This window comes from Methylobacterium sp. 092160098-2 (genome assembly GCF_028920805.1).
GTDB classification, from domain to species: Bacteria; Pseudomonadota; Alphaproteobacteria; order Rhizobiales; family Beijerinckiaceae; genus Methylobacterium; species Methylobacterium fujisawaense.
In genome coordinates, this window is sequence record NZ_JAQPZJ010000001.1 from 3,693,044 (window position 1) to 3,715,517 (window position 22,474).

Sequence of the window (22,474 nt, forward strand, 5' to 3'; positions counted from 1 at the left end):
CGCGACGATCAAGTCGACCGTCAGCGATGGATACGCACCGGCGCGACCGCCATCCCATCGGACCGTGCCCGGCCGCCGTGACGATCGGTATCCTCGTGAGCGCCGCGCCACGCGATCGAGATGCCCGCGAAAATGGCCGCTGAACTGGCCGCGAGGGGCACGAGGATCAGCGCGGCCAGACCGCTGACCGGCGCGAGAATCGCCGCCGTCGCGAGTCCACCGGCGATCGCCGCCGCAATCAACACGATCATCGGAGCCTCGCCCGATCGACGTGGCCTGGATCATGTGCCGGGCCATGGCAGGATGATCCTGCCGTGAGGATTAAAAATTCGTTACCCGAAGAACTCCGCGATTCGCTGATCTTCCCGACGATCTTGCCCGTCGCGCGCCGATCGTGTCGTCTGAAGACGTCGTGCAGCATGGTCAGCGATGGGCGTCCGAGCCTCCCGGATGAACGGCCGCACGGAGAAGACCGATCGGTCAACGTCCGCACGCGATGCGCGCGTTTGAGGCCATCGACGACATCGCAGCCGAAAGGCCCGGATCAGGCGCCGATTTCGCTTGGAATAGATTTCGCCGATTGCGGAGGGCGCCCGGGCCGACAGAATCCGTTCAGAGGCGGGGACGGCGAAGGGCTGTGGCTGCGTCCTCAATGACCCTGCGCGATCCAGCCGAGCACTGTGGCGCAGCGCTCGGCCTGCCAGCGGGTCAGACCAGAGGCCACGACCGCGCCATTCCGATAGACCACGAAGGTCCCGTCATCGGTTGCACGGATCTTGATGGACGCCATCAGTGAGCTCCCGACGTCAGCATCTGAAGCTGGACCAGTCCGGCTGGGGTGATCTGCCAGACGGCGACCGTACCCTCCGAATCCCCGCAATGGTCGACCCGTCGGAGATGACCGGTGCTTTCGAGCGCGAGGAGCCGGCTGTGGTCGCCGGGCCAGGACGCGTTCGCCTGTCTGCAGACCGCAATCCGGTGTCCCACAGTCTCGGCTGCTCGGATGAGAAGGCGGCGCTCGTGATTCACCAGCATCGGCGCTCCGGCTCGGATCGATCCGTATGAACTGCGTAGAGGCTGGCGCATATGGTCAAGCTTGGCAAGCCTGCGGGCGTATCGCGCTTTGGATCACGCCGATCGGTCCGTCGGCTTCGATGCTGTGCGAGCGCCGGGTTCAGGGTGCCGTGCACGGGCCGACGGAGACCTTCGCCACCTGGAGCGGATGGCGATGGCAGGTGCAACCGGGACCGTGCGGGATCGCGGGATCGCGATGTGGATTGCGGCCGAAGCCGCGGACATGCCGGGTCCGGGCTCGATGGGCGGTTGGCCGTTGCGAGAGCGGACGGAGCGGATCCGCATCTCGTCCGTCCGGTCAATCCACCCGATCGCGCCCAAACGAAAACGGCCGGCCAGGAACCCTGGCCGGCCGTCGTTTCGAACCGCGTGCCGCTTAGCGCAGGAGCTGGAGGACGCCCTGCTGCGCTGAGTTGGCCAGGGACAGGGCGGAGATGCCCATCGACTGCCGGGTCGACAGCGCCTGGGAATTGGCCGCTTCCTGGTTCAGATCGGCGTTGGTCAGGTTGGCCGAGCCGGTCTGCAGCACGTTGATCAGCTGCTTGGAGAAGTCCTGGCGGTTCTGCACGACCGACAGGTTCGAGCCGAGCGCGCTCGCCGCGGAGCTCAGCGTGTTGCCGGCGCTCGTCAGGGTCGACAGGGTCTTGTTGACGTCCGAGTTCAACAGGAAGTTGCCGAGGCCGTTCTGGCTGGACGTGCTGTTCGAGTTGGTGATCGACGACAAGCCCAGGCCGCTGGCCGTGGCATCCACCGAGGCGACGTTCAGGGTCGAGCTGCCGGTGTCGTTGAACTTGATGTTCATGTCATTGCCCTTGCCGGCAATGAGGTTGACGCCGTTGTAGCTGGCATCGCCGGCGAGCTGCGTGATCTGGTTGAGCAGGTTGTTGTACTGGCTCGCCAGAGAAGCGCGCTGCGACACGCCGGAGACCGAGAGGTCGCTGGAGACGACGGTGGTGGCGGCGGTGCCGTAGGTCGAGGCGGTGGTGCTCGATCCGGTGAAGCCGAGCGCCGTCTGGCTGCCGGAGTTCTGAAACTCCACGTCGGCCTGGGCGTTCAGGACGATCTTCGTGCCGGTGCTGTCGACCGAGAAGATCGCGCCCGCGCCGAACGAGCCGCTGGACGAGGTCGACGCCGAGCTGACCGCCGAGTTCAGGGCCGCGACGGTGGCGCTGATGCTCGACGAGGCGGCGACGTTGGCCGACACGGAGGTGCCGTTGATGGTCAGGAGCACCGTCTGGGAGGCGGTGCTGGCGCTGTAGGCGTTGGCGGCGGTTCCGGTGGTGGAGAGCTGGGTCGAGAGGGCCTGGTTGGCGATGGACTTGGCCTGATCGACCAGCTTCTGGATCGAGGTGATGCCCTGGTTGGCGGCCTGGATCGACTGGACGCCGTTGGAGATGCCGTCGAGCAGGGTGTTCAGGCTCGAGGACCGGGCGTCGAGGGACTGGGAGGTGAAGAAGTTGGTCGGGTTGTCGAGGGCGGAGTTCACCGTCTTGCCGGTGGCGAGGCGGTTCTGCGTGGTCGCCATCAGCTGGGCGGTATCCTGCAGGGAGAGCAGGTTCTGACGCGTGGCGGCCGACAGGGTGATGGAGGACATGGGTCGTATCTTTCTGATTTGATGCGCCCGTTTCTCGGGCACGCCAGTAATCGCGCTCCAGATGTTTCGTGGGGGTTAATCCGATTGTCGACACTCAAGTCGACCGAAGTGATCCTTAATGAATCGCCATCGAAATCCATTAAGTATTGATGGAAGACGGCGCCGTTCAAGATCCATTAACCATCCGCGGCCATAACCGACGGCGCTCGCCAATTCTGTGGTGCCTGCCCGGCCGGTCTCGATCCGGCGTGGCAGGCGAAGGGAAATGGGGCACACTCTAGTACGGAGCTCAACTGTGATCGCTCAAGCGTCCGGTGATGTTGGCGACCCGGCCCCCTCCGCGCCGACGAAATTTCCCCATGTGGCAATCGCGATCCCCTGCGGGACCATGGTCCACGCGGATTTCGCCGTCAGCCTCGGATCCATGATGCATTCCCTCGGCGAGATGCCGATGTCGATCGTGGTCGGGAAATCATCGATCGTCGCCGACGCGCGAAACCTGGGCCTGGAATACGCGCAGAAACACAATGCGGAATACGTCCTGTTCATCGACAGCGACATGACCTTCCCGAAGGACGCCCTGCTCAAACTGCTGGTGCGGCAGGTCGACATCATCGGCGCGACCTATTCCCGGCGCACGGCGCCCTTCCATTTCCTCGGCGAAATCCTGCCGGAGCAGCCGGCCGACGCCCCCAAGGGCCTGCTGGAGATGGCTCGGATCCCCACCGGCTTCCTGCTGATCAAATCGACCGTCTTCGAAAGCCTCAAGCGGCCGTATTTCCGGTTCCGCGTCGATGAGGAGGCCGGGGTGAACATCGGCGAGGACTTCGACTTCAGCGACCGAGTCCGTGCGGCCGGCTACCGGATCTGGTGCGATCCGTATCTGAGCAAGGAACTCGGACATATCGGCGAACAGTCCTTCAAGCTCTGAGTGACGGCCGGCAATTCGATCGGCCGCGACGCAACTGCGCGCCGCGTTTCCGCGAGCTGCGCTTCAAACGATGAGGCCTGGGAATGCGGATTGCGATCATCACGCCGTCCCGGATGAAACCTTCGACTCTGGCCGGCAAATCCGGCCAGTACTTCTTGGAACACGCGGTCGAGAGCGCGAACAGCCAGGAAATCGATAGGCCGGCGACGATCCATTTCTTCGTCGGGACCGACCCCGAGACCGAGATCCCGGCGCGGCTCGCCGCGCATCCGCAGATCACTTTCGTGCGCGGCGAGCGCAAGGGGCAGATCCCCGCCCTGAACGCGGCCATCCGGGCCGTCGATGAAAGCTGGGACTTCGTCGGCTTCCTGGAGGACGACGACCATTGGCTGCCGCCCTATCTCGGTTTCGCGCTCCGGACCCTGGACAGCTTCGATTTCGTCTCCTCGACCCAGGTCGAGACGGACGAGGCCGGCGAGGTCGTCCGGATCAACGACTTCCCGACGCCGTCGGGCTGGCTGATGCGTCGGTCCACCTTCGCGCAGGTCGGCGCGATCAACCCCGCCTCGAAATGGCATTACGACAACGAATGGCTCGGCCGCCTCGCCGAGACCGGCCTGCGCCGCGCCCACCTCGTCGAGGCGACGGCGCCCGGCACTCTCGAGAACGCCGTTCAGGTCCGCCCGTGGCTCGCCAACGTGCTTCGGTTCGGCGGCCCCAACACGCACCTCGTGCGCCACGGCTTCATCCTGCCGCTGGTGTGCCGCCTGGTGCATCCCGGCTCCGGAACCTCGGATGTCGGACAGGGCGGGACGTCGAAAGTCGAGAGCGACGCCGAGTATCAGCGGCTGATCGACCGCTTCGGCCGCATCCCCTGGTGACAGGGCGGCCCTGTCCGCCGTTCGAACTCCCGCAAGGCCTGGATCGGGGCCCGCCCGCTTCGGAAAGGGCGTGAATGCCCGACCGTGCGCGTCCTAGGCGGGTCGCGTCTGAGCGCGCCCGCGGACGGCCTGCTGGAATGCGGAGAACACCCTGCGCATCTGCGGCAGCTTGTAGGGAAACAGGTCCACGGGATCCATGTCGTGGACGACCATCCCGGTATCCGCCTCGAAGATCAGCAGCCGGCCGTCCGAGCTCTCCGCGCAATCGAGGATCAGGTAATCGAGCCCGATCCTTCGGTGGATCTCGGCGAACGCGGCGCGATGGCGCTGCGCGAACGCGGCGTCGAACGTGGCCATGGCGGTGGCCTCCGCCGTCCGCTTCTCGGCATCCTCGAGCATTCCAGCGTTGAGGTAATGAATCATCCAGTGGTCGCGGATGGCCAGGTGACACAGGAACGGGACACCGTCGATCAGAACGACCCGGAGCTTTCGGAATAGTCCATCGGGGCCACGATAGTCGCAGAACTGCGTGACGTAGAATCGCTCCGCGGTTGCGTGATCGAGGTAGCGCGTCAGATCCTCGGCCCGATCGACCTTCTGGAGGTCGTTGCCGGCATGGGTATCCAGGGGGCGCACCAGCACCGGATAGTCCAGGCCCTCGGGAAGGCGGGACGCCGAGGCGCTCAGCGCCGCCCGGTCCAGGAGGGCGACGGCAGGCGCCAGGATCCCCTCGGCGCCGCGGAGCGCATCCGCGATCCCGTGCCGGGACGTCTTCAGAACCGCGCGCGGGTGATTGACGATCGGCCGCGACCAGCCTTCGGCGGCGGCCGCGACGGCTTCCAAAAGCGGCTCGGCGCCACTCGAATACGCGATGCCCGTGATCAGCACATCGTGCTCCGGCAGGTCGCGCGGCATGTCTTCGCCGGGGCAGAGGAAGAAATAGGTGAGGCTGAAATCGTCGTCGTTCAGCAGGAAATCGATCGGCGTGTTGGCCATGAGATCGCCGGCCGTGACGAGGATGAGCACGCGGACCCGCGCCTGATCCGGGTTCGAACGCAGCGAGAAGAGCCGTTGGCCCTGAAGGATGTCGGTCTGGAGCTGCAGCGCCTCGTCGGTGCGGTGCATCAGCAACAGGATCGTCGCCAGATCCATCGCCGCCCCGGCGTCGATGACGCCATCGGGCGATCGGGCGAGGATCTCCTGGGCCAGCGCGGCCATGTCCGAAGCATCGAAGGCGGCTCTGATGAGGCGTGCCGGGCCGATCATCGGGCTCGGATTGTCGATCCCCGCAGCACGCGCTTGCATCACAGCCTCCGAGAAGGGGAGCCGCCGCTGCGATGCGGCCGCCGGTATCCGGCCACAGGGATCGCACAGGGCGGCACGATCCCCGATCTGTGACCGGAGGGAGGTTTACGAAGCGCTAACCATAACGGGGCGCATGCGGGACGTCAGCCGAGGCGCTTCCCGTTCCGCGCCGGCGGTTGCCGCGTGTCTCGCGATGGTCAATTGCGCCGCGCCGATGCGGCGGCGCGACGGAGCGCTTCCGCCAGCGGTCCGGTCGGCGCGGATTCCGCGGTGGCGTTCGGCCGCGTTCGCGGCGCGTCGATCTTCGATTCGCCCCCGCGTCGGGCGGGCTGAGCCGGATCGATCGGATCGTCGAGCCGCATCGACAACGCGATGCGCTTGCGCGGCACATCGACCCCGAGGACCAGCACCCGGACGACCTCGCCGATCCGGACGATCTCCGTCGGCGACGCGATCCGGCGCCGCGCCATCGCCGAGATGTGGACGAGCCCGTCCTGATGAACGCCGATATCGACGAAGGCACCGAACGCGGCCACGTTGGTCACGACGCCCTCCAGCTGCATGCCGGGCTTGAGATCCCCGATCGTCTCGACACCCTCCTGGAAGCGCGCCGTCTTGAAGGCCGGCCGCGGATCGCGCCCCGGCTTCTCGAGCTCGGCGATGATGTCGCGGACCGTCGGCAGGCCGAAACGCGCGTCGACGAACGGCTCCGGCGCCAGGCGGCCGAGGAGGGCGGCATTGCCGAGCAGGACGTGGATGTCGCTCTTCGTCGCCTGGAGGATGCGGCGGACCACCGGATAGGCTTCCGGGTGGACGCCCGACCCGTCGAGCGGGTCGTCGCCGCCCTGGATGCGGAGGAAGCCGGCGGCGAGCTCGAAGGTCTTCGGGCCGAGCCCCGGGACCTTCTTGAGCGCCGTGCGCGTCCGGAACGGGCCCTGGGCGTCGCGATGGGCGACGATCCGCGCCGCCATCGCGCCGCCGAGGCCGGAAACCTGCGCCAGCAGGGCCGGGGAGGCCGTGTTGACGTCCACCCCGACGGCGTTGACCGCGTCCTCCACCACCGCGGAGAGCGAGCGCGACAGCTTCGCCTCGCTCACGTCGTGCTGGTACTGCCCGACGCCGATCGACTTCGGATCGATCTTGACCAGTTCGGCCAGGGGATCCTGAAGGCGCCGGGCGATCGACGCGGCGCCGCGATGGGACACGTCGAGATCGGGCAATTCTCGCGCGGCGATCTCCGAGGCCGAATAGACCGAGGCGCCGGCCTCGGAGACCATGACTTTCGCGAGCGGTAGATCCGGGTTCGACGCGATGATCTCCGCGGCGAGGCGTTCGGTTTCGCGGGAGGCCGTGCCGTTGCCGATGGCCAGAAGCTCCACGTTGTGGAGGCGGCACAGGCGCCCCAACGCCGCCACCGCTTCGCGCCAGCGGCGCTGGGGCTCGTGCGGATAGGTGGTCTCCACCGCGACGACGCGGCCGGTGCGATCCGCCACCGCCACCTTCACGCCGTTCCGATAGCCGGGATCGAGCCCCATCGTGGTGCGGCCGCCCGCCGGAGCGGCCAGGAGCAGGTCCTTCAGGTTTCCCGCGAAGACCGTCACGGCCTCATCCTCGGCCCGCTCGAACAGGCGGTTGCGCAGATCCTGCTTGATGCCCACCCGGATCTTCGTCCGCCAAGCCGCGCGGACGGTTTCGACGAGCCAGGAATCGCCTGCGCGGCCCCGCAGGGCGATGTCGAAGCGGCGGCAGATCGCGGTTTCGAACGGTCCGGGAATCCCGGGCGCGGAATCCTCACCCTCCGCGGTGAAGCCGACCTCGAGAATCTCCTCCCGTTCGCCGCGGAAGATCGCCAGGATGCGGTGAGAGGGCATCCGCTCCAGCCTCTCGCTCCAGGCGAAGTAATCCGAGAATTTCGCGCCCTCGTTCGCCTTGCCCTTCCGGACCTGGGAGACGAGCTGGCCGCCCCGCCAGTAATCCGTGCGCAGGCGCCCGACGAGGTCGGCGTCCTCGGCGAAGCGCTCGATCAGGATCGCACGGGCACCGTCCAGTGCGGCGTCGACATCGGTGATGCCATGGGCGTCCGACAGGTAGCGCGCCGCCACCGTCTCGGGCGCCTTATCGGGCCGGCGCAGGAGAAGCTCGGCCAACGGTTCGAGGCCGGCCTCCCGGGCGGCGTGGGCCTTCGAGCGCCGCTTGGGTCGGAACGGCAGATACAGGTCTTCCAGGCGCGCCTTCGTATCGGCGGCCTCGAGGGCTGCGGCGAGAGGCGGCGACATCTTGCCCTGCGCGGTGATGCTCGCGACGATCGTGGCGCGCCGCTCGTTGAGATCGCGCAGATACGAGAGCCGTTCTTCGAGCCGGCGCAACTGCGTGTCGTCGAGGCCGCCCGTATTCTCTTTCCGATAGCGCGCGATAAACGGCACGGTCGCACCGCCATCGAGGAGCGCGACGGCGGCGGCAACCTGCGCCTCTCCGACACCGAGCTCATCGGCGATCAGCGCGTTGACGGCTTTCATGGAAACTCCGGCGGGGTGCGCAGCAGGGATGCGCCGTCTGCCTGAAACGCCAAGCCGTCGGAAACAAGGCGTCCGTCAGGCCCGTTCGCATGCCGCCGCTTCTGCCGCCGGATCCCGCACGCGCTTCGGCATGGTTTCCAGCCGGCGACGCACCGAACCCGGTGGAAGACTTCCCTGAACCGGACGGGCGGCTCGAAAGCCGTGACGATCATCCCGTGTCGTCATCGGGATGTCACCGGCTGATGAGAGCCTTTCCCTTCGCATGTCCCGGAAAGGCAGGCGCCCGTGCAATTCGAGATCCGTGAGCACAGCCGGTCGCTTTGGTCGTGGGTTCTCGTCAACGAGACCGACGAGCCGGTGCTCGAATCGCGGCGTAGCTTCCCGTCCCGCGCGCAGGCGACGGCGGCGGCGCTCGCCTTTTCCCAGCTGGTTGCGCGGGCCGGGCGGAGTTTGACCGGCGGTCCGCGACCGGTGGGCTTCCTGTAGGGAAGCGATTCCCGGCTTCGGGCCGGACGGCGATTCCTCTCAGGTCGGCCGCGCCCGGTGGCGGAGGAGGCTGGCCACGCTCAAGCAGGCGATCACGCAGCCCACCCCCATCGCGCCGAGGCAGCTGATGGTGCGGACCGGCTCGCCGCGGGCCAGAACGATGGCAAGCGCGAGCGGCAGGAGCAGGAACACGAACAGCAGGGTCATGACCGGATCCGAGTGACGATGGCTTAGTCTAGGATCCGAATGGTTAACCCCTTCTCTCGACACCCGGCCGCGCCCTTGAGCCGGTGCCGCGACGGCTGCGCACAGCGCGAGGACGTGATCGCCGAACGCCCCGCCCGAGATCCCGGCGCGAACCGCGATCAGGCTTGGCTGGTCTCGAGGCGCACGAGACGGTCCACGAGGGCCCGGTCGTGAAGCAGGGCCATCCGCTCCTTCTGGGAGAGCCACAGCTGTGCCTCCGCCACTGTCTCGGCCTCGCAGATCTTGGCGGCCGCCAGCGTCTGGTCGGCGTCGATCGCGCCCCGGGGCCGCCGCTGTCCCTTCGGAAGCATCCGGCCATGGGCGTGCGCAAGTGCGGGATCGGCGTGGATCGCCACGAGGGAATCGGTGTCGTCGTAGCCGCGAGCCGCATTGCGGGTCGCAAGCGCCGCTGCCCGCAGCGCGATCTCCGGCGGCGATGCCTCTTCGGGCGTGGCGAGTAGCATCCGGCGCTTGAGCGCCAGGCCCAGGGTCAATTGTCCGCTCGCCCAGGAAATCGGGATCGCGAGCACCAGACCCAGGATCGTCGGGCTCATCCAGAGGAACAGCGACGTCGCGATCGCGAAGGCCGCGATTCCCGCCACGAGCCCCAGAACCGTGTGCCAGCGGTGACGGCGGACGATGTCCCGCAGCGGGATCGAGCCGTCGTCGCGGCGCTGCGGATTCCAGCCCGTGTCCCGTCCCAGCAGAATACCGATCACCGAGCCGGACTGGATGACCATCGCCACCGGCGCCACCAGCGCGGAGAGCAGGATCTCGACCAGGCTCGACAGGATGAGCCGCCCGGCGCCCCCGCAGGCGCGCCGCACCGGACCATCCAAGAGGGCCAGGATCAGGCCCAGGACCTTGGGCGCAAGCAGAACCGCCATGGTCAGGCCGAACAGCTGGAGCGCGCGGACCGGATCGAATCGCGGGAAAACCGGCGAGAAGCCCGCCCCCCCGAAATAGTCCGGCCGTTCCGTGGCGGTCTGCAGCACAAGCAGGATGCCGACCACCAGCTGCATCAGCCAGAGTGGCGAGGCGAGATAGCCGGCGATGCCGGTGGCGAAGTGCTGGCGGGTCGCGGGATGCAGCCCCGCGGCGCCGATCACTCGCGCATGCTGGAGGTTGCCCTGCGCCCAGCGCCGATCGCGCACCGCGACGTCGATCAGCGACGGCGGGCTCTCCTCGTACGAGCCCGGCAGGCGGTGGAGCATGTACACCGCCCAGCCCGATCGGCGGATTAGGGCCGCCTCCACGAAGTCGTGCGACAGGATATGGCCGCCGAAGGGGGGCTTACCGGGCAGATCCGGCAGGCCGCAGGATTCCGCGAAGGCGCGGGTGCGGATGATCGCGTTATGCCCCCAGTAGTTGCCGTCCCGCCCCGACCACGCGGAAAGCCCGGCTGCGATCACGGGGCCGTAGATCCGGGCCGCGAATTGCTGAAGCCGGGCGAACAGGGTGTTGCGGTTGATGATCAGCGGCAGGGTCTGGATGATACCGGCATCCGGATCCGCCTCCATGGCGGAGGCCAGCGCCACGATCGCCGATCCGCTCATCAGGCTGTCGGCATCCAGCACGAGCATGTGCTCGTAGTGGCCACCCCACCGCGTGACGAAATCGCCGATATTGCCGGCCTTGCGATGGTGATTCTTCGCCCGGTGGCGGTAGTAGAGCCGGGCATCGGGACCCAGGCGGCCGCGCAATTCGAGGAAGGCGCGCTCCTCGGCGATCCAGGCATCGGGCTGGGTCGAATCCGACAGGACGTACCAGTCGAAATGGTCTCCCAGTCCGGTGGCCTCGACCGCCTCGCGCATGGCCTCGACACCCGCGAAGGTGCGGGCTGTCGCCTCGTTGTAGACGGGCATCAGGACCGCGGTCCGCGTGATCAGGGCCCTCGGAGCCGACATCGGACGCGGCCGCCGCAGCAGCATCCCGAAGCCGAGCACGGCGCTGGTGAAGGCGAGCGCGATCCACGAGAACGTCAGGCAGAACAGGACGACCAGCACGAGCTGGAGCGCAGTCGGATTGCCCGAGACCGACACGGTCTCGACCATCTGCCAGCCGCCGAAGGCGGTCAGCGCCAGCGCGCCGCCGAAGACCAGAATCCGCGCCGGCCACGGATCACGGCCGGGTCGTGCGGGCCGATGGCCCTGGCCCATATCCCAATGCGACAGATCTTGGACGGGCATGGCCAGCGGCGCTTCGCGCGGCATGCCGCCTCCGTCATCGGGGCTCGCCTCGGCCACGCGCGCGGCGTCGATCGCGGGCGGCACGGTCATCGTCTCGTCCAATTGCACGGTGCAGGCCGGTCCTTGATGTTGAGGCGGATCGGGGATCACGGTGTCCAGCGGAACAACCACGACTCGCTGACCCGGGCTTGGCCGCGCCGGAGGGCGAGGCGCAGCTCGCTCGCGCGGGCGCTGCCGGGATCGAGTTCGAACAGGATCCGCAACGTCTTGCGCTCGGGATACCGAAATCGGTCCTGCCGTGTGATCGTCCCGGCCGACGCGCTGAGATCGACGTCGATATCGCCGGGCTGAAACAGCGTGTCGCCCTCGAAGTCGACGGCGAAGAGGCGGCGGCTGCCGGTGCTGCCATGGCCGCAGCGGCTGTCGCGCACCCGTGCGATCTCCGGAGGCAGTGGATCCGGCCAGCCCTTGGACCAATGCTGACGGCACTGGAAGCGCATCTCCAGGCCCTTCGCCAGCTTCGCCTTGGGTCGCCAATAGGCGAAGACATTCTCGTTCAGCTCGGAATCGCTTGGGATCTCAAGCAGGGTGACGGCACCCTCGTTCCAGTCATCCAGCGGCTCCAGCCACAGGGATGGGCGCTGTTCCCAATGACGCCGGTCATCCTCGAAGTCATCGTACGCGCGGGCGCGCTGCATGAGGCCGAACCCCTTCGGACCCCGATCCACGAAGGCCGAGACCTGGAGGGCCTCCGGATTGTGAACGGGCCGCCAGATCGGCTCGCCGTAGCCGTTGTGGATCGCCAAGCCCTCCACCGAGAAGGCCGCGGCGCGCAGATCGTCGACGCGGTTCCGGTCGAGGGGTCCGAACAGGTAGCTCCCCTGCATGCCGCCGAGCCCGATATGGTCGAGGTCGGCCCGGGCGAAGACCGTTCCCTCGATCGCCGCCGTGGAGACGTCACGGCCGGGCGTGAGCGTGATCTTGAACGCCGCCGTCGCCGACTCGGAATCGGCGAGGGCATGAACGACGACCGGCTGACCGGGCGCGGGCGTCTCCACGAACAGGGCCCGGAAGAGCGGGAACTCCTCCCCGCGGGAATCAGCCGGCCGCAGGGCCAGCGCGCGGGCGTTGATGCCGAAATCCTGGCCCTCCGCGACGAGCCGGAAAAACGAGGCGCCCTGGAACAGCGCGAAGCTCGATACGTCCTCCGCACCCTCGAACCGGGCCCGGAGGCGGAAGCCCGAGAAGGCGGCGTCGGGTTCGAGATCCGGCAGATCGAGGCCGGGGGCGACGAACGCCGTCTTGTCGTACGCGACGGGCTGAACCAGCCCGTTCTCGATGACGAACAGCGACACCGGCGTCTCGAAGATCGATCCGCGCAGGAGCGGCTCCAGAACGTAGCCCACGTTTCGGTCGGCCCAGAGCGCGCGGCCCTCCGCCGGGTGGATCGCGTCGTACGCCTCCCGGGACAGAGCCTTCAGGACCGCCGGGACGTCGCCGGTCTTCGGCCCCGCATAGGGTGCTGCCGCACGGGCGCGGGCCAGGTCGGTCAGGGTGTTCGCCTCGAAGGCCTCGCCCTTGCCGGGCAGCGCAAGCGCTTTGTCCGGCTCGGCCGAACGGGCCACTGCCGGAAGCAGTCCCGCGGCAGCACCCAGCGTGCCGACCAGCAGGGCGCGGCGTGTCGGTGCGGCGGAAGGCACGGCGTCGATCGTCATGCAGGCAGTCGTCTCACGTCTCGGGAGCCTCCCTGTATACGGACAGGCCGGCTGAACCCAGGGTTAAGCAACCGCCTGAACCGCAAGTGGCTCCGTTGACTTAACCCGAGCCGGCTCTCTAAGTCGGCCGTCTGCATCGAAACGGGGGAGGCAGCATGGGATCGTTGCGAGTCACTGGCCACGGCGTGGATCTCGGAGAGAGCCTGCGCGGCCGCGTCGAGGAGCGGATGTCCGCGATCCAGGCCAAATATCTCGACTCGCACATGCACGATTCCTGCAACGGCCATGTCACGCTCCGGCGTGACGGCACCGCCTTCCGGACGGATTGCGTGCTGCACCTCGTGTCCGGCCTCACGATCGAGGCGAACGGCTTCGCCCACGATGCCCGGGCGAGTTTCGAGCAGACCGCCGAGCGTCTGGAGACGCGTCTGCGCCGCTACAAGCACAAGCTCAAGCAGCACGCCACCGGACCGGGGGACGACGCCGCGATCGAGGCCGCCTATGCGGTGTTCGCCGCCCCGCCGGAGGAGGACGACGAGGACGCTGTCGAGGGTGACGCCCATCCGCCGATCGTCGCCGAAAGCACCAAGACCCTCCAGCGCCGCACCATCGGCGAGGCCGTGACGGCCCTGGACATGACGGGATCCCCGGTGGTCGTGTTCGTCCACGCTGGCACCGGACGCGTCAACGTCGTATATCGGCGCAGCGACGGAGCGATCGGCTGGGTGGACCCACCGAGCGCCGCCGAGTGACGCGATAGGTCGGGAGAAGCGGAGCCGGAACCGGCTGGTTTCCCCACCTATTGATCCAGCAGGGGCGCGGCCGGAACGGTCGACGACGCCCCTGCGACGAGGCCCGCTTCCTCGCGAACGGGTGACGGGGCAACGGTCGTTCGATGCCAGTTCTGGAATTTCTCGACCCCGAGTCGGTCGTGCCGGCCCTGCGCGCCCGCGCCAAGAAGCAGGTGCTGCAGGATCTCGCCGCGCAGGCGGCGCGGCGCCTGCCGGCGCTCGGCGAGCGGCCCGTCTTCGACACCCTTCTCCAGCGCGAGCGGCTCGGATCGACCGGCATCGGTGACGGGGTGGCGATTCCCCACGGCAAGCTGCCCGGACTCGATCGGCTCTTCGGGCTGTTCGCCCGATTCGACCGCCCGGTGGACTTCGACGCCCTCGACGGCCAGCCGGTGGATATCGCCTTTCTGCTCCTCGCGCCCGAAGGGGCGGGGGCCGATCACCTGAAGGCGCTCGCGCAGGTTGCCCGCATTCTCCGCGAGCCGGGCATGCTCACGCATATCCGCGCCGCTCGGGATGCCGGTGCCCTCTACGCCCTTCTGACGCGCTCGACGGCACCGCAGGCGGCCTGATGATGCCGATCTTTCGGACCATCGCCGCTCTGGCCTTCGCGGCCATCGCCTCGACCGCCGCCGCGGCGCAGGGGGAGACGACCTGCGCCCGCGATGTCCTCGTGGCGCAGTCCATGCAGCGCCAAGCCCTCGACCAGCTCGAGCAGGCCGACGGTGACGATGCCAAGAACTGCCGCATCTGGCGCCGTCACGTGGAGACGATGCGCCGCGTGGCGAGCGTGTACGGGCGCTGCCTGTCGGGCACCGAGCGCAGCGAGCGCCTCGCCCAGGTTCAGGGATCGGACCGGGAATTCTCGGCGGCCATCAAGGCACGCTGCAAGGGTCCGTAGACCGCTGCCGAGCGCCCCTGATCCAGACGTCACGCGCGGTGATCCACGATGGCATGGGGCCGAACTGTCGGCTCCGACGGGACGGCGCACCCGGGGGCGAGGTCAGTCCACGCCGCGCATCATCAGCGGCTCGGCCACCATCTTTACCGGCTTGCCCCGCCCGATAAGGATCGCGGCGCGCGAGCGCTCGGGGTCCGCCTCGAAGCGCGTACGGACCCAGCTGACCAGGAATTTCATATATTCGGAGGCCAGAAGGCGCGCGGCAGGCGGGTCGTGCCACCAGCGGTCGGCGTCGAATGCCTCCGTCACGACGGGATGCGGCAGGACGCGGTCGCTGTCCTGCAGAGCATGATCGAGTTCGATCAGCGTCCGCGGCATGTGATAATTCGAGGTGACGACCGCAACGGTGCTGAAGCGGTGCGCCCGCATCCAGCGCCGGGTTTCGATCGCGTTCCCGATCGTGTTGCGCGCCCGGTAGTCGAGATCGACACAGCAGGCGATCAGCGCGCGCTGGGTTGGGTTCAGGCGGGCGATCTCGTCGCGGCTGGTCCGTTCGTTGACGCCGGTGATGAGAAGCCGCCGGCCGTAGCCTCCGGCCAGCAGGTCGATCGCATCGCCGATCCGCTGCGCGCCGCCGGTCAGCGCCACGATTCCGTCGGCCCGATCAGACGGCGCACGCTCGTGTCGCGCCAGCGCGCCGACGAAGATCAGGAATCCGGCAAACAATGCCAGCGCGCCCAAACCCGCGCCGAGGCTGCAGGTCCACAGCGCGATCCGCCGCCGGCGGCGCGGGCGCACGACGGCGCGGGGCGGGTGATCCCACACGTGCCAAGCCCAGCCGACGGGGTCGGTCATGAGCGGATCCGATGCGCGCAGCATACGCGTGGTCATCCTCCGGAAGATCGGAGCCGATTGCGGCAACCCGGAGGCCGGCGCCGTCAGCCGTATCAACACCGCGATGATAAAGTTTCCAGATGGTAAACGTGCTATCGAGACTCCCTATTTCCACCTGAACGCGACGTCGCACGCCCTCACGCCAAGAACCGCCGGACGGTCACGCGCGAGACGATGCCGGTGACCAGAGACGCGATCACGCCGATCAGGAGCACACTGGCATAGCCGCGCACGCCGATATGGAATGCGCCGAACAGAGCCTCGACCTCCTGGCCGGCCGGTCCAGACCGGGCGGCCCTGGCCAGGAGTCCGGCGATGACGAAGGCGACGAGAGCCAGTCCGGCCCCGATCGCGCCACCCCGCAGGCCCAGACCGAAGAAGCGCCGCTGAAATGCCCGGGCGATGTAGTCGTCGTCGGCACCGACGAAGTGGAGAACCTCCACGACCTCGCGGTTGCTCGCCATGGCGCCGCGGGTCGCGAAGGTCACGGCGAGCCCGGTGGCGATCAGAACGAGCAGCACGAGTCCGATCCCGATCCCCACGAAGGCGTTGGCGGCGGTCGAGAGCCGCTGCAGCCAGAGGGCGTGGTCATCCAGGCTGGCCACACCCGGCAGAGCCTCGACGAGCCTAGTTCGCAGGCGCTTCAGATCCGCAACCTGGCCACTCGCGAGCTTGAGGGCGATGAGCCGCGGGACCGGGAGGTCCGAGAGGTCGAGCCCGGTCCCGAGCCACGGCTCGAGGAGGCGCTCGGCCTCGGCCTTGCTGAAGACCCGCGTCTCCGCGATCCCCGGTTCGGCCTTGGCGATACCGTCGGCGCGGGACACGTCGGCATCGACGTCGCGGCCGGGACCCGGCCGGACCTGGATGGTGACCTCTCGGGCCACATCGCCCTGCCATTGGGCGGCATTCGTAGCGACCATCTCGGCGGCCCCAGCGCAGAGCCCCGCCAGGAAGGTCAGGATCGCGATGACGGCCGCCAACGAGCGGCCGGCCGCCGTGTCGGTGGGGACCAGCGGCGCGTTGCGACGCAGGTTGGCCGGCATCGACGGGTCGGGCGGCACGGCCGATCCGCCGGGCTTCGTCCGCGGGATCGCCTGCGTGCTCATTCCTCGATCCGCAGCCGGCCTTCGCCCAGGACCATCCGGCGGGCGTCGACGGCGTCCATGATGCCGAAATCGTGGGTGGCGATGATGACCGAGGTCCCGAGCTTGTTCAGCTCGAGGAAGAGTCGAAGCAGCCGTCGCCCGAGGCCCGGATCGACGTTGCCGGTGGGCTCGTCGGCGAGCAGCAGGTCGGGCCGCGCGATCAGCGCCCGAGCGATTGCGGCGCGCTGCTTCTCGCCGCCCGAGAGCAGCGGGGGAAGGGCGTGCATGCGCTCGCCGAGGCCGACCCAGCGCAGCAGCTCCACCACCTCGGCCCGATAGCTGGCCTCGGCCCGGCCCTGGACGCGCAGGGGCAGGGCCACGTTCTCGTAGGTGGTGAGGTGGTCGAGGAGCCGGAAATCCTGGAACACCACGCCCATGCGCCGCCGGAGACCGGTCAACGCGTTGGCTGAGATCCCGCTGACCTCCTCGCCGAAGATCGACACGAGGCCGCGGGTCGGCCGCACCGAAAGCAGGATGAGGCGCAGCAGCGTCGTCTTCCCGGCTCCGGAGGGACCGGTGAGAAACTGGAAGGAGCGCGGCGCGATGCGGAAGCTCACGTCGGACAGCACTTCCGGCCCAAGCCCGTAGCGCATGCCGACATTCTCGAACTGCACCACCGGCCGCTCAGCGCCGGGCAGCAGGCTTTTCATGCTCGCCTGTAGGTTCAAGGCCGTGCCGTGTCTCGTCTGTCCATGCCTCGGGAATCGCCGGACGGGCGGGCGTTTTCAAGGCCTCCTGAGTTTCACCGCCGCTTAACCCTGTTCAGCGACACTTCCTCAAGCACTTTTAATTTCCGCCCCGGCTGCGGCCGATCGATGCGAGTATGCGGCGTATGCTGATCGCCTGCCCGAGCTGCGCGAGCGAATATCGCATCGATGCCAGCAAGGTCGGCATGGAGGGCCGCTCGGTCCGCTGTGCCGCCTGTCGCGAGACGTGGTTCATCACGCCGGCCGATGTTCTCGCCGGCCATGAGGCGGAACTCGCCGCGCGTGCCGAGGCCGATCCGCTCGCCGACGCCGCGTGGGAGGAGGCGACGGCCTCGGTTCGAACGGCGGCCGACGTCCCAGCTCCCACCGTCCCGCGAAAGGCCCGGCGTTCGAAATCCGCCGGGAAGGGCCGTCGAGCGATTCCAGGCCTGTCGCCGTCCCTGGCCTTCGGTCTGGTGCTCCTCGCTTCACTGCCGCTCGCCTGCCTTGCCCGGACGAGCGTGGTCAAAGCCGCGCCGCAGACCGCCTCCTTGTTCGCACGCGTCGGTCTGCCCGTGAACATCCGAGGCATCGAGATCCGCGACGTGGTGGCCTTCACCAATCCTGCCGAGGACGGCCATCCTGCGGAACTGGTGGTGGAAGGCGACCTCGTCGGCGTTGCCCGTAAGGACGCTGCGGTCGCGCCGCTGAGCGTTGAAATTCGCGACGCCGGTGGCCGGACGATCCGCACCTTCTCGGTTGCGCCGCCACGGGCGGTCCTCGCCGCAACCGAGACCGCCCGATTCCGTGCGAGCGTGTCGGCACCACCGTCCGATGGCCGCGCGATCCTGGTGCGTTTCGCCGATGCGTCGGGCGCCCGGCCGGACGCGCGGGTGGCAGCGTCCGAGCGTTGATCGCTCCCGGCGTCGCTCCGCGGCGAGACCATTCGGCTTATCGGCGTCATCTATTTAAGGTTGCGCCGCGACCTCAGATCTGCAATTTGCTTCGTTGAGGTTCCAACGCGCGAAAGCGCGCAGGCTGTTGTTGGCGCCCGGGGCAGACCTGCTTTGAGTGTCCGCGAGACGGTTCCCATCGTCATCCAGACGACCGACACGGTCGAGCAGAGGCGCGCCTTCGATTACTGGCGCAGCACAGCTTTGGCCCGGGTGGACGCGACGATGCTCGCGCCCGATGTGCCGTTCACGGCGGGCCGCAGGCTCGCGGTCTCCACGCACGGCGTGGTCCTGCACACCCTCAGCGGTCCGATCGGGGTCGAGCGCACGGCGCACCATGTGCGCCAGGACGGGCGCGACGACATCGCGATCGCGTTTCTCGTTCAGGGGGGCGGCTTCGTCGAGCAGGGTAACAGCGGCGCCCTGCTGAGCGCCGGCGACATCACGGTCCATGCCATGGATCAACCGTTCGCGATCGGCAGCCGCGACGCCTACGAGGAGATCCGCCTACAGGTGCCACGTGCCGCCTTCTTGGCGCAAGTGGGCAACGTGCCGGCCTTTGTCGGGCGCAAGCTCCGGGCCACGCCGCTCAGCGGCCTGTTCGCGACCTATCTCCGGTCGTTCTCGGAGACGGTCGGCGGCATGACGGAGGCGGAGGCCGGCATCGCGCTGGAGGGCGTGTTGCATCTTCTGCGCGCGCTCGCCGACGGTCAGGGCGACCAGGGGGACAACGATCTCTCCGGCGAAGCCGTCCGGTCTCTGGCCCTCGCCCATATCGAGCGCCGGCTGCACGATCCCGCCTTCGGGCCCGAATCGCTTCCGGCCGCCCTGCGGGTCTCGCGCAGCCGGCTCTACGCGGCCTTCACGGGCGACGAGGGCGTGGCGGCGAAGATCCGCGACGCGCGTCTCGACCGCGCCTACCGGCGGCTGCGGTCGCGCACGAGCGGAACCCGGATCGGATCCGTGATGGCCAATTGCGGCTTCACCGATGCGGCCGCCTTCAGCCGCGCCTTCCGCCGCCGGTTCGGCATGGCCCCACGGGACGTCTTGGAAGGCCGTTTCTGAGGATATCAGATCCGGCTGCCCCGCGGATCCGCGACCGGCCGGCCGGAGGCCGCTGAACCCGCGATCCGCCGCGCGAAGCCCAGGAGGCCGAAACCGAGGCGGAGTGCGGCGACGCCGAGCCGCGCGATCCGGATCTGGCCGGGCAGCTGCCGCGGACCGATCGGACGATAGGCCAGATCCGGGCTGAGCCGCTCAGCCTCGGCGATGGCCTGGCCAAGGGGGAGGGCAGCGATCCGCCGCGCCTCCACCGGGGCGATCCCGATGGCCCGCGCCCAGGCCTCGTTCCGGGCGAGCAGCCCGCGATCGTGCATCCGACGGAACCGCCGGCGCCAGGCGTAGCGCCGCACGGCGCGCGGGAAGGTCTCCATCCGGGCGTCGCAGAGCGCGTCGGGCTCCTCGCAACGGGAGCGGATGGTGTCGGCGACACCGCCCGGAGCCCGCCCGGCGAGTCGCGCCGAGATGGTCACGCACACATCGGTGGCGTGACGGACCCGCAAGCCGTGTTCGAGCAGGCGCGCGATGAAGGCACCGTCCTCCCCGAGGGGGATCTCGGGCATGCCGCCGACCGCAAGGTAGGCGCTTCGGGTCACCGCCAGGGTCGCCCCGATCGCTGTCCGATGACACGGCCAGGGATCGTGCGGGTCGGGGTCGATCCGCGCCTCGGCTTCGGTGATGAGGGCGTCGTAGAGATCCTCCAGGCGGCCCCGGGCAGGGAGCGAGGGCGGCAGCAGCGCCGCCTCCGCGGCATCGAGCTCGACCCGACCGGCCACCGCGTCGGCCCCCGCCCGGATCGCCGCGCGATTGCGGGCGACCCAATTGGGCGGGACCCGGCTGTCGGCGTCGGTGGACAGGATGATCCCCGTATTCCCCGCATCACCCAGCCAGGCGGCGGCGGCATCCATCGCCCTGCGCCGGGCCCAGCCGGCATGGGCGCCGGAAAAGTCCTCGCTCAGCACCCGGACCGGGATCGACAGCGTCGGCACCAGGGCCGACACGAGGGCCTCCGTACCGTCCGTGCAGTTGTTCAGGAACAGCACCAGCCCGAGGCGGCCGGGTTCCAGACCCTCCTGGGCGTCGATCGCCTTCAGGCAGGCGGCGATCCGCTCCTCCTCGTTTCGCACGGGTACGGCCACGATCGCATCGGGACACGGATCGTCTGACAGGAGGGCGCTCGACACCGGTGAAGTTCTCCGCCGGACCCGTCGCGCGGGCCCGCATCGGGCTTATGTCGGAGCTTCCCTGAACGGGACCGGACAGGCCGGCCTCGCAGGAGCGGCCGATCAGAGGGTCTTCTCCACGAGGCCCTCGATCCATTCCGGCTGCGTCTCGCCGACCGAGCGTCCGACCTCGGTCGCTCCCTTGTAGGCGATCAGCGTGCTCTGCATCCGGACGTTCAGGCGCCTCAGCAGATCCTTCTGGCTGTCGAAGTCGATGTCGAAGATCTGGAGGTCCTTGAAGCGCGGCTCGGCCGCGAGCTTCGCGAGGATCGGCTTCTGCGTGCGGCAGATCGGGCACCAGGGGGCGCTGACCGCGACCAGGACCGGCTTTCCGGCTTTCTGCGCAGCCTCGAAGGCCGCATCCGAGAACGGGAGCGCCTCGGCCGCCCTGGCCGGGGCCGGCGTTCCGAGGAGGATGGGGCAGGTGAGGGCGAGGCCGGCCAGCGCGAGGACGTGACGGCGGTTCTTCATGGCGTGCTTTCCTCCCGGCCTGCTGATGGACCGGATTGCGGTGTTTGAGGAATGCTACGCCGCGCGCCCGGGCGCGTCGCGAGATCCCGGGCGGCCCGAAGATCGAAAGCGCCCGCGCACGATCACATTGTCGAGACGCCGGTCGACGGCGCTCCGGACGACCGGTCTTCCTCGGCCAGCGCCGCGATGTCGTCGGCATCCACCGCGTCGATGGGGCGCCGGATCCGCAACGCCCGCGTGGGCGCGCCGGCGCGCATCACCAGCACGATGGTCTCCATGTCGGGACAGCCTGGATCGGTGCAGGCGATCTCGTTCACCGCCAGGGTATCGTCCTCCCCGAGGCGCAGGGCCAACCGCAGGTCCTGCTTCAGGCGCGACGCGATCTCGGCACGCTCCGCCGAGCGGGCGCGCCACGCCTTGAGGCTCACAAAGGCCATGCGCGATGCTCGTCGTCCTGCACTGGAAGCCCCGGCATTCGCCGCCGTCCGGGGGGATCGTCGATCCCTCTGGATTTTCCGATGTAATAGTGTTGCATGCTCGGGAGGTGGTCAAGCGTGGTGCGGGGCGGCCCGAAACAACCGTCGCGTTCGGCCGTCATACCGAAGGGCGGTCCTGGAGACACAGTCTCTGGCGGCCTTGGACTCGACAGCGGCGCTGGGGTCCTGTGAGGTGCAACAGGCGCGCGAAGGATGATGAGATCTTGCGACCCTGGCGGGACGGGCCGGACGACCGGCGCAGCTACCATCACGGAAATCTGAAGGAGGCCCTCCTGGAGGCCGCGCGCCGGTTCATCGCCGAGCGCGGAATCGGCGGCTTCACCCTGGTGGAAGCCGCGCGCCTCGTCGGCGTCACCCCGGCCGCGCTGTACCGCCATTTCCGGGGCCGGGAGGCGCTTCTGGAGGAGCTGGCCGGGCGCGGTTTCGCGGAACTCGCCGCCCGTCTGGCGCGGGCCCTGACGTCGCGCGGGACGCCGTTGGAGCGGTTCACGCGGATGGGTGAGACCTATCTCGCCTTCGCCGAGGAAGAGCCGGCCTACTATGCGGCGATCTTCGAGACGCGCGGCTTCCCCACCGGCGGCGCCGACCTCGACACGGCGGCCAGCGATGCGGTGGCGTCGCGGCCGAGCCCGTTCGATCTCTTGGTCGAGGCGCTGCAGGCGACGTTCTCGGACGGATTCGGGGGCGTGGCACCCCGCTTCATCGCCCTGGAGGTTTGGGCCTTGGCCCACGGCCTCGCGACCCTGTCGGCCGCCGGACATCTGCCGCGCGGACCGGGATTTCCGGACAAGTACGAGTTGCTGCGGGCCGGGGTCCTGGCGCTCGTACACGGAGCTTCCCGACAGACCGAGCGCGAGGGCGGTCTCGGACGACCTTGAAAGGCACCTCCGGGACCCGCATGTTAACCGCGTTCACAT

Annotated in this window: 23 protein-coding genes; 9 read left to right on the forward strand and 14 right to left on the reverse strand. The window is 68.7% G+C overall.

Annotated features, from left to right (window positions below; translation table 11 throughout):
* Positions 1-20 precede the first annotated feature (20 nt).
* The 3 genes from PQI07_RS17350 to PQI07_RS17360 all read right to left on the reverse strand — a co-directional run bounded on the left by PQI07_RS17350 (position 21) and on the right by PQI07_RS17360 (position 2,668).
* Entirely contained in the window at positions 21-251 is a 231-nt protein-coding gene (locus tag PQI07_RS17350; RefSeq protein WP_274927063.1) for a hypothetical protein, read from the reverse strand.
* A gap of 398 nt (positions 252-649) precedes the next feature.
* The gene (locus PQI07_RS17355; protein ID WP_164706378.1) at positions 650-790 is read right to left on the reverse strand and encodes a hypothetical protein; all 141 of its coding nucleotides are present in this window, start codon (positions 788-790) and stop codon (positions 650-652) included.
* Positions 791-1,450: 660 nt separating this feature from the next.
* Complete coding sequence (locus tag PQI07_RS17360) at positions 1,451-2,668, reverse strand: flagellin N-terminal helical domain-containing protein (protein ID WP_274927064.1); 1,218 nt, start codon at positions 2,666-2,668, stop codon at positions 1,451-1,453.
* Between the two features lie 220 nt (positions 2,669-2,888).
* Here PQI07_RS17360 and PQI07_RS17365 point away from each other — a divergent pair, with 220 nt between their 5' ends.
* Entirely contained in the window at positions 2,889-3,599 is a 711-nt protein-coding gene (locus tag PQI07_RS17365; protein WP_236952954.1) for a glycosyltransferase family 2 protein, read from the forward strand.
* A gap of 83 nt (positions 3,600-3,682) precedes the next feature.
* Positions 3,683-4,480 carry a glycosyltransferase family 2 protein gene (locus PQI07_RS17370; protein WP_274927065.1) on the forward strand — a complete coding sequence of 266 codons (798 nt, stop codon included), beginning with the start codon at positions 3,683-3,685 and terminating at the stop codon, positions 4,478-4,480.
* A gap of 93 nt (positions 4,481-4,573) precedes the next feature.
* Here PQI07_RS17370 and PQI07_RS17375 read toward each other — a convergent pair whose 3' ends face one another.
* Together PQI07_RS17375 and PQI07_RS17380 are read right to left on the reverse strand one after the other, a co-directional pair.
* A complete protein-coding gene (locus PQI07_RS17375; protein WP_274927066.1) occupies positions 4,574-5,785 on the reverse strand; it encodes an ATP-grasp domain-containing protein in 1,212 nt (403 codons plus the stop codon).
* Positions 5,786-5,982: 197 nt separating this feature from the next.
* Entirely contained in the window at positions 5,983-8,301 is a 2,319-nt protein-coding gene (locus PQI07_RS17380; protein WP_274927067.1) for a Tex family protein, read from the reverse strand.
* A 285-nt stretch (positions 8,302-8,586) separates the two neighbouring features.
* Here PQI07_RS17380 and PQI07_RS17385 point away from each other — a divergent pair, with 285 nt between their 5' ends.
* Positions 8,587-8,787, forward strand: a complete 201-nt coding sequence (locus tag PQI07_RS17385; RefSeq protein WP_043352604.1) for a hypothetical protein — start codon at positions 8,587-8,589, stop codon at positions 8,785-8,787.
* 39 nt (positions 8,788-8,826) lie between these two features.
* Here the strand turns inward: PQI07_RS17385 and PQI07_RS17390 are convergent, their stop codons facing one another.
* From PQI07_RS17390 to PQI07_RS17400, 3 genes are all read right to left on the reverse strand, one after another.
* Entirely contained in the window at positions 8,827-8,994 is a 168-nt protein-coding gene (locus PQI07_RS17390) for a hypothetical protein (RefSeq protein ID WP_164706379.1), read from the reverse strand.
* A 158-nt stretch (positions 8,995-9,152) separates the two neighbouring features.
* Positions 9,153-11,312, reverse strand: coding sequence for a glucans biosynthesis glucosyltransferase MdoH (gene mdoH, locus PQI07_RS17395; protein ID WP_274927068.1), 2,160 nt, complete (start codon positions 11,310-11,312; stop codon positions 9,153-9,155).
* 56 nt (positions 11,313-11,368) lie between these two features.
* Positions 11,369-12,937 carry a glucan biosynthesis protein D gene (locus PQI07_RS17400; RefSeq protein WP_274927069.1) on the reverse strand — a complete coding sequence of 523 codons (1,569 nt, stop codon included), beginning with the start codon at positions 12,935-12,937 and terminating at the stop codon, positions 11,369-11,371.
* A gap of 155 nt (positions 12,938-13,092) precedes the next feature.
* Here PQI07_RS17400 and PQI07_RS17405 point away from each other — a divergent pair, with 155 nt between their 5' ends.
* From PQI07_RS17405 to PQI07_RS17415, 3 genes are all read left to right on the forward strand, one after another.
* On the forward strand, positions 13,093-13,689 hold the full coding sequence (locus PQI07_RS17405; RefSeq protein ID WP_043380150.1) for a ribosome hibernation promotion factor: 597 nt from the start codon (positions 13,093-13,095) through the stop codon (positions 13,687-13,689).
* Positions 13,690-13,832: 143 nt separating this feature from the next.
* The gene (ptsN, locus tag PQI07_RS17410) at positions 13,833-14,300 is read left to right on the forward strand and encodes a PTS IIA-like nitrogen regulatory protein PtsN (RefSeq protein ID WP_043351295.1); all 468 of its coding nucleotides are present in this window, start codon (positions 13,833-13,835) and stop codon (positions 14,298-14,300) included.
* 2 nt (positions 14,301-14,302) lie between these two features.
* Positions 14,303-14,629 (forward strand): hypothetical protein, encoded by a 327-nt coding sequence (locus PQI07_RS17415; protein ID WP_446720981.1) that lies wholly within the window; start codon positions 14,303-14,305, stop codon positions 14,627-14,629.
* 102 nt (positions 14,630-14,731) lie between these two features.
* On the opposite strand, the gene PQI07_RS17420 is transcribed toward PQI07_RS17415, so the two are convergent.
* The 3 genes from PQI07_RS17420 to ftsE form a co-directional block, all read right to left on the reverse strand.
* Positions 14,732-15,508, reverse strand: coding sequence for a YdcF family protein (locus PQI07_RS17420; RefSeq protein ID WP_043758193.1), 777 nt, complete (start codon positions 15,506-15,508; stop codon positions 14,732-14,734).
* Positions 15,509-15,660: 152 nt separating this feature from the next.
* Positions 15,661-16,629, reverse strand: coding sequence for a cell division protein FtsX (locus PQI07_RS17425; protein ID WP_043351301.1), 969 nt, complete (start codon positions 16,627-16,629; stop codon positions 15,661-15,663).
* A complete protein-coding gene (ftsE, locus tag PQI07_RS17430; protein ID WP_274927071.1) occupies positions 16,626-17,318 on the reverse strand; it encodes a cell division ATP-binding protein FtsE in 693 nt (230 codons plus the stop codon). The genes PQI07_RS17425 and ftsE overlap by 4 nt, the downstream gene beginning before the upstream one ends.
* A gap of 182 nt (positions 17,319-17,500) precedes the next feature.
* Between ftsE and PQI07_RS17435 the strand changes: the two genes are divergently transcribed.
* Both PQI07_RS17435 and PQI07_RS17440 read left to right on the forward strand, forming a co-directional pair.
* A complete protein-coding gene (locus tag PQI07_RS17435) occupies positions 17,501-18,268 on the forward strand; it encodes a zinc-ribbon domain-containing protein (RefSeq protein ID WP_274927743.1) in 768 nt (255 codons plus the stop codon).
* A gap of 153 nt (positions 18,269-18,421) precedes the next feature.
* Positions 18,422-19,372: a helix-turn-helix domain-containing protein gene (locus PQI07_RS17440; RefSeq protein ID WP_274927072.1), complete on the forward strand. Its 951-nt coding sequence runs from the start codon at positions 18,422-18,424 to the stop codon at positions 19,370-19,372.
* Between the two features lie 5 nt (positions 19,373-19,377).
* Here the strand turns inward: PQI07_RS17440 and PQI07_RS17445 are convergent, their stop codons facing one another.
* The 3 genes from PQI07_RS17445 to PQI07_RS17455 form a co-directional block, all read right to left on the reverse strand.
* Entirely contained in the window at positions 19,378-20,550 is a 1,173-nt protein-coding gene (locus PQI07_RS17445) for a glycosyltransferase family 2 protein (protein WP_274927073.1), read from the reverse strand.
* Positions 20,551-20,652: 102 nt separating this feature from the next.
* Positions 20,653-21,060, reverse strand: a complete 408-nt coding sequence (locus tag PQI07_RS17450; protein ID WP_179696835.1) for a thioredoxin family protein — start codon at positions 21,058-21,060, stop codon at positions 20,653-20,655.
* 122 nt (positions 21,061-21,182) lie between these two features.
* The gene (locus tag PQI07_RS17455) at positions 21,183-21,497 is read right to left on the reverse strand and encodes a hypothetical protein (RefSeq protein WP_043351311.1); all 315 of its coding nucleotides are present in this window, start codon (positions 21,495-21,497) and stop codon (positions 21,183-21,185) included.
* Between the two features lie 263 nt (positions 21,498-21,760).
* On the opposite strand from PQI07_RS17455, the gene PQI07_RS17460 reads away from it, so the two are divergent.
* Positions 21,761-22,435 carry a TetR/AcrR family transcriptional regulator gene (locus PQI07_RS17460; RefSeq protein WP_043380129.1) on the forward strand — a complete coding sequence of 225 codons (675 nt, stop codon included), beginning with the start codon at positions 21,761-21,763 and terminating at the stop codon, positions 22,433-22,435.
* Positions 22,436-22,474 lie beyond the last annotated feature (39 nt).